This window comes from Rhizobium sp. P2_G2 (genome assembly GCF_056403555.1).
The window spans coordinates 1-9987 of sequence record NZ_JBFUFF010000158.1 but is presented as its reverse complement, the minus strand read 5'-3'; the positions used below and the strand labels follow the sequence as shown (position 1 = coordinate 9987).

Genomic DNA, 9987 nt, shown 5'->3' with positions numbered 1-9987 from the left:
GAACCCGATCGAGACCAGAGCGATGAAAGTGAGGGTTAGGACGGTTAATCTGTAAGAAATCGGCAGCAACAGCATGCTGGCAAAAGCCGCATAGAAAAACATCTCGTAGTTTAGGGTCCATCCGAGATAATATAAAGGCCAGATGTTCTGGCTCGAATAGGGAGCCTCTGCCGGTATGAAAAAGAGAGACTTCAATATGTATCCAGCTGAAAGCGAATTTTCCATGGGCGTGGTATAGACGCCGTACCAACCGAGAAAAATCACCATGGCGGTGGCTGCCCAATAGAGCGGGACGATCCTCGTCAGGCGGTCCAGAAAGAACCGGCGCGGGGTCACAGAGCGCCCGTCTGTAATCGCGACCACAATGAACCCGCTGATGACGAAAAAAATATCGACGCCATATTTGCCAAAATCAAATAGCCAATGTCCCTGCAGCATGTGGAAGGCGACCACAGATACCGCAGCGATTGCGCGCAGGTACTGGATCGACCAAATCTCTGCTTTGCTCTGCATGTTGAACTGACACCCTGACCACCGCTCGCACATATATACGATATAGTTGATTTTGGCGTCGATCTATTAATTTTACATACGCCCCCCGGCGTCTGCCGTCTCCATGCTGGCAACCCGCCGGATGCTAAGAATTCGCGACGTAGTTTCCGGAGAACTCCGTTTTAAGGACTTCATCGCCTCGGCTGATGAAGGAACGGCAAGACTGGGCCGATAAAACTGAAGTACGGAGCGAAATCTCACGTCATACGGGGGCGTTGTCCCAGGCGACGAAAACCCTGAGGTTTTCCCGCCAGCCGCAAGATCCATAACAAGTGCGGTGCGGCGATCAATAAATCTAGCTCCCTCAACTTGCTGAGATAATCAAGATAGCGAGCCCCGTCGGCACGAACACGTATCCAAGCGCCCGAGTTATGCCAAATTGCTTACGTCAATCGCACTCGCCTCGATGAGGTGACTTTCGCGTGTCCTTTCCGGTCGTTTTGGCGGCAGTAGGGCGCAGTGCATCCTTTGACCCCCTACGCCACTGCCCCGTCAGCCAGGAAGGCAAAAGCATTTCATATGCCTCGGAAGTGAGGAGAGGCGTTTTGGCGCGTATGCTCGCAATCGTCGCCAAAGCCTCCTTGCGTGCAAGGTCGATACGGATCGAATTGCCAAATCTCAGCGAAAGGTCAAGCTCCTTGAGCCGCTGGAGCAGGGTGTCCAACGGGGTCGGGTCGATACCGCGGAAACTGGCAAATTCGCGCCCATTTTCAACGAACTCGTCACCGAGTTCCTTTATTCGGTCCACGCCACTCCGGCTTCCGTGATGGACTGCGAGCTCCAGCAGAGACAATGACGTATCGAGCGACCGCACCATGCGAATTCTCCGAGCAGCCTATTCAACAGACTTTAGGCGATTTTTTGTGCGGTGCAACAAAAATGTGAGAGGAGCGTGGAAACGCCGTAAGCTGACGTGGCGTGACCAGCCGATGGTAGAATTGAGGGAGCTCCAGCCAGCTTCAGACGCTGCGCCACTTATGCCGCGGGTCGGATGGCGCCGAAAAATGCTCGATGATCGAACGCGATGGCAACACCGCTGAAGAGACGATCGGCCCCGCTCAATCGAAGCCAAGGACCGACAAAATCGGCATTCCATCAGATATCGGCGAGAAACTGAAGCAATTGCCCCATATCAATGCAGTTGTCCGCTTGCGCCGGTAGTGTCTTCGGCGTAAACCGGGATTGTATCTCGGGGGAGGAGATGCCATGAATCGCTTGCAAGCGTTGTTGCTGAGCTTCGAGCTGTCAGTTTTTATATGGATAGGTATTTTCCTGGGCGTCTATTGGCTGCTCGGATAGCCGTCGCGTCCTCATGCGCTTCGCGTCTATCGCATCGACAGCAACAGATGAAGCGCGCCCCAGGCTAGAAAAACGAGCCAAGAAAGCTGCGCCAGAAGCGCGAAAATAAACCAAGCCTTGACCATGATCGGATCTCCGTTCCGGGCGAACGGAGATATCGCGGGCAACCGGCCGAATTCAAGGCGGACCAAAAGTTAACCTTACCGGACGCTCACACGCCTTCCGATCTCTTTCAGAGCATGCTCTAGTTCAGCCACTGCCGATTGCCGCGGTTGTCGATCATCTGCAAACGCCTCCCGTTTGACAGGATTTTGACGCACTCGATACGCCCGCCTGGATAGCGAAGGCACATATGCCCATCACCGATCTGGTATCCAATTCGGCTCTTCGAGCCGTAGAGATAGCCATCACGACGTTCGGTGAGATGTCGCGCACCCGGCAGATAAGTCTGGATCTCTGCCATGGTGGCGGCTTTGAGCTTCAAAGGCTCTGCCGCGTCGCTCATTCCTGCCCACGCAAGCAGTATGAGAAATAATGTGAGGCGCATCCCAATCTCCTTTTGTACCCCCCGGATTTATTGGGCGGCCTGATATCCCGGTCAATAGCCAGTCGAAATGTTCTCTATCGCTGTGTCGGCAATGATACTATCGACAGGTATATCGACCCTTAGCGACCTTGTAGCACCCGGGTCGATTGGTCTGGTATTGCTGCTGCCGCTGGCGTGGCTGAACGGTGTCGCCGGAGATGGCCCCGCTGATATCGCCGCTAATCCCGTGACGTTTCTTGGTCGTCGTCGAATAGGTTTGGCTGTCGGCGATGCCTGCGAAAAGGCTGGCCAAAGCCAGTGCGAGAATGAGAGTGCGCATTGTAGCGATCCTGGTGTTAAGCGTCTCCCTATATCAGGGCGAAAATGATTCCGAAACTCGCTCTGCCGCCGCGCTCGCTTTCGCTGCCCGGCACAGAGACGATCGGCTTCTGTGCGATGTCTGACGCTTACTGTATCAGAATTCGGTGCATGCCACAAATTTCAGGTATCAAGGAGATCGATGATCCGGCGGCAAATGGCAGAACAATCCGAGGGAAGGTGCTGAAGGGGAAACCATTTCGTCTCGGCGATTTCCCAGCTCGTTTTTAAATTCGGCATTTCGGTGAACCCTGCCGCACGGAACGCCATGATATAGTCGCCCCTGGCCTGCGCCGTTGGGTTAGGGAACACGCCGACAAATGTCGGCGGGGAGGTTAGAGTGATCGCGACCTCTTCTCTCAGTTCCCTCGCCACCGCATTTTCCGGCGTTTCGGGCGGGTCGATGCCGCCGCCCGGGAGGTGCCAGCCCGGCTTGTATGAATGGCGCACGAGAAGCACGTTGCCTTCATGCACCAAGGCCACCTGTGCGCCAATTGTGGCTCTCTGTTTCACCCAGAGAGCTATGTAAAAGGCACGGACGACAAGTTTCGTGAGGAAGCGCATGCTCCTCACCGCTCACGATGCAGGCATGTGACTGACAAAAGCTGCCAGTGCCATTGTGATTATGAGTGCGAGCGACAAAGTCCAATGGCCGGTGCTGTTTCTGTTTTGCATGGGGAGTGCCGTAATTGATGATTTCGGGTGGGTAGCCCGCGGGACCGGCACCATGCAATGCCGTTCATCCGGTAACCTTACCCGCTAACCATTGCGCACCCGTACCAATCGAGGCTTGGCCTCAACGTCATCGGATAGGATTATAACTTGTGCCAAATCCGCGGATCGTTCGAGGCCTGTATCATGTCCCACTGCAGGCCGGTTTTTCGCCAGTTGCGCACAGCCCCGGTGAGATTGTCGAGCACGAGGTCGCCTTTGTTGGTCCGCACGACGAGCACGAGGTGACCCTCTCCCCAGGCCGTGTGGGCGACGGCCAGGCGCAGCGCGGATGCGGGCCAGCCGTGGGCAATCAGAGCGTGGCGCTTGGTGATTGCAAAGTCCTCGCAGTCGCCTTCACGCGGCGCCAGAGACCATGTGTCATTGCCGCTATCGTTGACGGGGAGAATGTCGTGATTGATCTCACTGTTTACCGAGACGAGCTCACGCCTTTTGTCGGACGTAAGATCGATAGCATCCGGGCCATTGGACGCCGAACAATCGGCGGGTTGATGCACGCAAAACACGACGTGAGCGAAGGGCGCGGTAACCCGTCCACCTTCCTTCAGATAAAGTGCATTGAGCTCCGGTTTGGGCACGCGGGTCACGCCGCCAAGACCGAACGCAAATGCCGAATCCGGGATGAAAGATATCGCAAGGACAGCCGTCGCCACAATTTTGAGTAGAGTTGTCATCTAAAACTCCCACGCCATGTTTGCGGGAGAAGATAGCTTTGAAAGGTGGAACTCTGCTCAAGTCGAACGTTCAATATTTAACGATCGCTGTTTCACAAACGGCCTCAGGCAGACCCGGCGTGGTTGATATTGTTGACGCGCACCGTCTCAATCAACATCGGGGTCGCGGTCTGCAGCCGGCACGTCGGCCGGATTCCTGGCCCGCCTTGCCTGGATGTTGCGCCGGACGCGGTCGGCGATAAGCGCCAGCGAGCCGCGGAGGCTGCGCGCGCCCATCAGCGATTCCAATACCACGGACTGCGTCGCGAACCGTTCCTTGAAGGCCTCGCCGCCGCAGAGGAAATCGACCGTGCCAAGGCCTTGGTCGAACGACCATTTGATATATTCCATCATCAGGATGAGGCCGGGCGAGGAAGAGGCGAAGTCCGGATCGAAGGTTGTCACCCAGGCCATCATCATGCCGCGCTGGATGAAGTTGATCGAGATGGCGATGACCGTTTCGTTGCTTTCCAGCACGAAGATATGCAGCACGCCGGCACGCAGAAGTACCGAGACGAGCGCCGTCAGCGTCTCGGCGTCGTCCTCGAACAGAGCGGACTGGTGGCCGCGTTCGGCGAGCCATTTGCCCTTGAGCACGGAAAGCCGCGTCAGAAGGGGAGCGAGCGGCTCGTCCGGCGGCACCAGGCGAAATCTGAGATCGCCGGATTTCTCGATCGTGTTGCGTCCGTGGCGGTAGTTTTTGCGGGTCTTTTTCGAAAGACCGTTGAACCATGCGGCGCCGTCCTTCCAAGATCCCGTGACCCGGTGGCTGACTTCGCTGCGTGGATGCAGTCCGAGCCTGATACTGCCTGCCGTGGTCGGCGTGAAAAATGCCTTGGCCGGCGTGTCCGGCAGCAGGCGATAGAGAAAGGCCAGATCGAAGCCGCCAGGCCTCGACAGCTCGTTCCACAGCCGCGTCAGGGCCTCTGAGGGGCATTCCGGCGCCATCAGGATATTGCCGTAATCGGAATAGCTGCCGGCGGCCCATTCGAGGAAGCGTAGTCCCTTGCGCCGGGCGATCGCCAGCGGCATGATCGCCAACAGCCTGTCGTCCCGCCAGACGAGACCGATCCGCAGCGCCCTGCGGTCGCGATCAACAGCGGTTCGCCACCAGGCGGAAATCCAGTCATGGCTCTGGAAGATCAATCCATCGGTCTGTTGCCAGAGCTCCATCCAGGCGGGACCTACGGCGTCCAGCCGGTCTGCGGAACGGACAATTTCCAACCTGTCGAGGCCGGCCTCGCTTTGCGATGCGAGCACGCTCATGATTTAGGCCCGTCCTGCGTCCGCACCAGTTCGTCCTGGCCACGGCCGAAAAGTTTGCGCCAGGGTTTCTGCGCCTGCCACCACATCTTCTTCAGCGGCAGGATCCAGAGGCCGAACAGCGACTGATAGTCGCCCACGTCGCGGTCGATCAGTCCGAACTGAAAATCTTCCTGTGGTGCCGGCACGACCAAAGTTCCGAACAGCCGGTCCCAGAAGGAGAACAGGAGACCGAAATTCTTGTCGTAGTGCCGCGGGTCGATGCTGTGGTGCAATTGGTGCCAATGCGGGCAGAGAACGAGATTGTTGATCGGGCCGAAGGAAATCTTGAGATGCGTGTGGCGGACGAAATCCATCATCAGGATATTGCGCACGACATAGACATTGATGCCGAAAATCGTCACCTCGACCGGATCGAGCGCGATCAGCGTCCACATGCCGAAGCAGATGCCGGGAATGACGCCATCCCACATGCGGTTCATCAGATCATCGAGCGGATGCACCCGATCCTTGGTGATGCCCACCATGACCTGGGCGGAGTGATGCACCTTGTGCAGTTCCCAGAGGAAGGGAAAACGATGCTGGGCGTAGTGATAGACATAATAGGAAATGTCGTAGGCGAGCAGCATGCTGATCGTGAACAGGACGATGGTCACCGGTCCTGCTGGCCCGCCGATCAGTGGCGTGTCGATATGAAAGAGCCCGCCCAGCAATCGATTGGTTCCATAACCCACGGCGGTCACGAAAGTCACGCCGGCGGGGATGAACAGGAACGGTCCGACCAGCTTCTTCGTGACCCAGAAAAGCGCATCGGCCCTGGCCGATGGGTGGAAAAGGATTTCCGTCGGGAACATGAAATCGAAGAAATCCCGGATCGACCTCTCCTTGACCACGCGGAAATAGGCGATCACTGCGCAGATCAGCGCGGTCAGCAGAATGAGGCCGGGCGTTACCAGGTCGATCCCGACCAGCTTGCGCGTGACCGCACTGACAAAATCAAACAACATGCCGGCTCCTTGGTCGCGGATACGATAACCGTGACAAGTGAGACATCCGAGGGACGGCCGGATGCCGCCTCACGTGGTTAATGCAGTTCTATGACATAGTTGTGCATCACGATACCGGATAGCATTTCCGGCGGGAAGCCGAATCAACACTGCGTTATCGCTAAAATATGCAAAACACGCCGATTTCAACCTTGGCGCTGTACCGGAAACAACCAGCTGCGGACACCACCTTCGTCCACTTTGCCCCGCCACGACACACGTTGGGCCGGCTCCCGGATGCCGAATCTGGGCGACACCCAGCCACCCTGACCCGGCCTGTCTCCTCCGGTGGAGATTTCGATTGCCGTGTCGGGAAGATGCATCTCCAGGAGTGGCTCGTCGCCGCGGCGCACCACCACCCGATTGCTGTCACGATCGACCGCAAGCCCGGCGGCAAGCTGAAAGACGATTTCCGCCTCGCGGGCGGCGCCGATCAGGCGGTCGATGACGGCAATTCCCCCTGTGTCTCGCGAAAGCGTGCGCTCGTGGACGACACTGTAGCGCCTTTGGTAGCCGTCCTGGCGAGCGCTCAGCCGCCAGTTCGGTTCAGGCCGGCTTTCGATCAGCTTCGCCTCAGCCTTGTGAGACCAGTTGAAGGCGCCGGCCACGGTGCTTTGGCTGACGCCGTCGATGTTGAGCGTATTGTGCGCGGGCGTCGACCGGAACCATTTGCGCCACACGCCGCCGGAACCGTAGAGCCAGGTGCCGGGATCGACGAGCACAGGCACACCATCGATCGATAGTGTCAGCGCCAACGCGTCGGCATGGCCATGGGCTGCAATCGACAGGTAGCCGAGTGGGCCATGGTCGAATGTCAGGCGGATGCGGCGGCTGTTGATCTCACCGTGCCAGACGCTCAAGCCTCCCTCCGGGAATGTCGTAAGTCCGGTGGGCGCTGGCATGGCCGCTGGCGGCGCGGCGAACAGCACGGCGCGGAAGTCGCCTGCCATGGGCAAAATACCGGGCTCGCGGCAGAAGCCGGCTATGGCGGCAGCGACGGACGCCGGATAGTCGGCCTCATTGCCCAGCGTCAACGCTCGCCCCTCGTCGTCATCGCCGAACGACACGGTCTTGTCTCCGAACTGACCAATGAAATCGGCGAACGCACCGAGACGTTGTTCGACCTGAGGCGAGAAGGGCTGGCCGGAGCCGCGCGCCGCCAGCGCACATAGCAAGACCAGTTCCGCCGTGAAGGCTGCATAGGTCGGGCTTTGCTCGGCACCGCTGCCATCCGGCAGGATCTGCTTCAGCATCTTCGCTTGCAGCACCTCATGGGCTGTACCCGAGGGTATTTCCAGCGCGAGACCGATCAGGAATTCGCCCGCCAGTTCCGCAACGAGATGATTGTTGGCCGAGGAGAAACGCGACTGAAAGCGCGGCAGCCAATAGGCGCTGGCGAGAAGAATTTCACCAACCCGTCGGCGGGTGGCATCGCTCATCCTGCCCTCCAGGAGGTCGCAGGTGACAATCAGGCTGATGGCGCGCAACGCCACCTCGATGCCCGACAACCAGCCGACGCCGCGGAATGGCGGGTTGGCGCGGTGCCAGCTTTCTATGGCTGCTTCGATCGCCGCGAGGCTGCGCGCGTCGTCTTCGAGCAGCACGTACGCTGCAAGCGCCGGCAGCATTTGCAGCCGGTTGATCTCCCACACGTATTTTATATCGCTGCGGCTGCCGTCGTGCCGGAAGTCGATGTCGAACGCATAGGCATCGGCGCCCGGCCAAAGTGTCCCGGTCACCGGGTCAAGCCGCCACAGATCGGGTGGAAACAGCGACGTGGGATCGCGCGCAGGCCAATCCTGGCCCAGCGCCGAAAACCGCCCGGCAAGCGTGGCTTCCGCGGCTCGCGCAATGGCTTGCCGCTGTGCTTCTGTCGCGGCAGTCACGCGCTCGCCAAAATCAGGAAATACAGGATGGATTGGCCTCGCCGCATAGCGCGTCCAGCCTTCGTCGCGACCGCGCGAGGCGGCACGGCTTCGATGCTCGACCAGCCGATGCAGTATTTCTGCCAGCTCCATGTTGCGCAATCGATTGATGTACCAACCGAGTTTCATTGGGCCTCCAAGCCAGTCCATTCCTCGATACACCATGGCAGGCAAAAAGCCATGAACTGTCATTTGCTTTTCTACCGCTGCGGTTAATATTGCCGCGGGCGTCGAGGAGGTTGGCATGAAGAGACTATTTTGCATTCTGGCATTCTTCCTCGCCTGTTCCGCAATGGCACAGGCGGCGACCTTGCATCTGTCCCGCGGAGTCGGATTGCATGAATGGCTGAACTGGGCGCCGGTGATGCCTGACGGCTCCTATCGCTGGCCGCCGTATCGCAGCGAGGCGGAATGGCTCGGCGGCAGCCGGCCAATCACTGATTGGCCCGAGGGCGATCAATTCCTGCATATCCGCTCGCTGGGCTTCGATTTCGTCCGCCTGACCGTCGATCCCGGTCCATTGGTCGCAAGTGAAGGTGCCCAGAGGCAAGAGGCGCTCGCGGTGCTCGCCACGGATATCGACCGCGTTACATCCGCCGGCCTCAAGGTGGTTTTCGATCTGCATGCTGTCAGTCAGGTTCCGGCCTATAGCATGCAGATGATCTATGACGGCGCCGACAGCGATGGCGTCACCCGCTACCGGGCCATGGTTAAGGATGTCGCGACCATGCTCGCTGGCATCGGTGCCGATAAGGTGGCGCTGGAGCCCTATAACGAGCCGGCTTATTATCCCTGTGGTGCGGGAGGTACGGACGATTGGCAGCGGATCATGGCGTCGACCGTCGCCGACATCCGTTCCGTCAGCCGGGATCTCACCATCATCGTCACTGGCGCCTGCGGCGGCGCCATTACCGGGCTCATCAACCTCAATCCCAATTTCGACGACCCGAACCTCTACTATAATTTCCACATGTACGAGCCGCACAGTTTTACCCATCAGCGCGCCGACGACAAACGGACATTCAGTTCCGGCCTGCCATGGCCCGCTAATATGGGGACGAGGGCTCAGGTTCTGGCGCATCTCAGGCAGCATATGGCCGCGGCTGGGCTCGATGAGGCCGGGCAGGCGGCAAACCTGGCTCTGGTCGGACCCGGCATCAACAAATATTTCGCCGAGAACTGGGGGCAGGAGCAGTTGCAGGCGCGGATCAAGCAGGCTGTCGACTGGGCGCTGGCGCACAACATCCCGACCGAGCGGCTGTTCATGGGCGAATTCGGCGCCATGCTGATCTCCGACGACGGCCGCACCGGCGCCTATGATGCCGATAGGCTGCGCTATCTCACCGCACTCCGCCACGAGGCAGAGCGCTACGGCATTGCCTGGTCGATCTGGGAATATTCCAACCCCTACGGCATGAGCGTCATCCTGCCCAAAGGGCCAGCCATTCCCGATGCCGAGATGCTTCATGCCCTTGGGCTGCAATGATTTCAGCCAGACTGTCGTTGTTGCAAGGTGGGGGCCGATGGCGCGAATGCATTGCCTTTTCATATTG

At 58.8% G+C, this 9987-nt stretch carries 11 protein-coding genes; 2 read left to right on the top strand and 9 right to left on the bottom strand.

Annotated elements, in window-relative coordinates; translation table 11 throughout:
• The coding region (locus AC1D06_RS39995; protein ID WP_477991047.1) for an acyltransferase family protein at positions 1-513 on the bottom strand (513 nt) is incomplete at its 3' end.
• A gap of 427 nt (positions 514-940) precedes the next feature.
• Positions 941-1369, bottom strand: a complete 429-nt coding sequence (locus AC1D06_RS39990) for a hypothetical protein (protein WP_477874006.1) — start codon at positions 1367-1369, stop codon at positions 941-943.
• Positions 1370-1563: 194 nt separating this feature from the next.
• Here AC1D06_RS39990 and AC1D06_RS39985 point away from each other — a divergent pair, with 194 nt between their 5' ends.
• Positions 1564-1713: a hypothetical protein gene (locus AC1D06_RS39985; RefSeq protein WP_477874008.1), complete on the top strand. Its 150-nt coding sequence runs from the start codon at positions 1564-1566 to the stop codon at positions 1711-1713.
• A 382-nt stretch (positions 1714-2095) separates the two neighbouring features.
• On the opposite strand, the gene AC1D06_RS39980 is transcribed toward AC1D06_RS39985, so the two are convergent.
• The 7 genes from AC1D06_RS39980 to AC1D06_RS39950 all read right to left on the bottom strand — a co-directional run bounded on the left by AC1D06_RS39980 (position 2096) and on the right by AC1D06_RS39950 (position 8563).
• On the bottom strand, positions 2096-2398 hold the full coding sequence (locus AC1D06_RS39980; protein WP_477991046.1) for a hypothetical protein: 303 nt from the start codon (positions 2396-2398) through the stop codon (positions 2096-2098).
• A 97-nt stretch (positions 2399-2495) separates the two neighbouring features.
• Positions 2496-2717: a hypothetical protein gene (locus tag AC1D06_RS39975; RefSeq protein WP_477874012.1), complete on the bottom strand. Its 222-nt coding sequence runs from the start codon at positions 2715-2717 to the stop codon at positions 2496-2498.
• 161 nt (positions 2718-2878) lie between these two features.
• Positions 2879-3319 carry an NUDIX domain-containing protein gene (locus AC1D06_RS39970; protein WP_477874014.1) on the bottom strand — a complete coding sequence of 147 codons (441 nt, stop codon included), beginning with the start codon at positions 3317-3319 and terminating at the stop codon, positions 2879-2881.
• A 251-nt stretch (positions 3320-3570) separates the two neighbouring features.
• Positions 3571-4161: a transglutaminase-like cysteine peptidase gene (locus AC1D06_RS39965; protein WP_477874016.1), complete on the bottom strand. Its 591-nt coding sequence runs from the start codon at positions 4159-4161 to the stop codon at positions 3571-3573.
• A gap of 147 nt (positions 4162-4308) precedes the next feature.
• Positions 4309-5466: a GNAT family N-acetyltransferase gene (locus AC1D06_RS39960; protein WP_477991045.1), complete on the bottom strand. Its 1158-nt coding sequence runs from the start codon at positions 5464-5466 to the stop codon at positions 4309-4311.
• Positions 5463-6470 (bottom strand): sterol desaturase family protein, encoded by a 1008-nt coding sequence (locus AC1D06_RS39955; RefSeq protein ID WP_477991044.1) that lies wholly within the window; start codon positions 6468-6470, stop codon positions 5463-5465. The genes AC1D06_RS39960 and AC1D06_RS39955 overlap by 4 nt, the downstream gene beginning before the upstream one ends.
• A 185-nt stretch (positions 6471-6655) precedes the next feature.
• Positions 6656-8563 (bottom strand): heparinase II/III family protein, encoded by a 1908-nt coding sequence (locus tag AC1D06_RS39950; RefSeq protein ID WP_477991043.1) that lies wholly within the window; start codon positions 8561-8563, stop codon positions 6656-6658.
• A gap of 115 nt (positions 8564-8678) precedes the next feature.
• Here AC1D06_RS39950 and AC1D06_RS39945 point away from each other — a divergent pair, with 115 nt between their 5' ends.
• Positions 8679-9920, top strand: coding sequence for a glycoside hydrolase family 5 protein (locus AC1D06_RS39945; RefSeq protein WP_477991042.1), 1242 nt, complete (start codon positions 8679-8681; stop codon positions 9918-9920).
• Positions 9921-9987: the final 67 nt, after the last annotated feature.

Bases quoted from the DNA above. Each gene is read 5' to 3' on its own strand.
- AC1D06_RS39955 (WP_477991044.1), bottom strand. From the start codon at position 6,470: ATGTTGTTTGATTTTGTCAGTGCGGTCACGCGCAAGCTGGTCGGGATC.
- AC1D06_RS39970 (WP_477874014.1), bottom strand. From the start codon at position 3,319: ATGCGCTTCCTCACGAAACTTGTCGTCCGTGCCTTTTACATAGCTCTC.
- AC1D06_RS39960 (WP_477991045.1), bottom strand. From the start codon at position 5,466: ATGAGCGTGCTCGCATCGCAAAGCGAGGCCGGCCTCGACAGGTTGGAA.
- AC1D06_RS39975 (WP_477874012.1), bottom strand. From the start codon at position 2,717: ATGCGCACTCTCATTCTCGCACTGGCTTTGGCCAGCCTTTTCGCAGGC.
- AC1D06_RS39985 (WP_477874008.1), top strand. From the start codon at position 1,564: ATGATCGAACGCGATGGCAACACCGCTGAAGAGACGATCGGCCCCGCT.
- AC1D06_RS39990 (WP_477874006.1), bottom strand. From the start codon at position 1,369: ATGGTGCGGTCGCTCGATACGTCATTGTCTCTGCTGGAGCTCGCAGTC.
- AC1D06_RS39980 (WP_477991046.1), bottom strand. From the start codon at position 2,398: ATGCGCCTCACATTATTTCTCATACTGCTTGCGTGGGCAGGAATGAGC.
- AC1D06_RS39965 (WP_477874016.1), bottom strand. From the start codon at position 4,161: ATGACAACTCTACTCAAAATTGTGGCGACGGCTGTCCTTGCGATATCT.
- AC1D06_RS39945 (WP_477991042.1), top strand. From the start codon at position 8,679: ATGAAGAGACTATTTTGCATTCTGGCATTCTTCCTCGCCTGTTCCGCA.
- AC1D06_RS39950 (WP_477991043.1), bottom strand. From the start codon at position 8,563: ATGAAACTCGGTTGGTACATCAATCGATTGCGCAACATGGAGCTGGCA.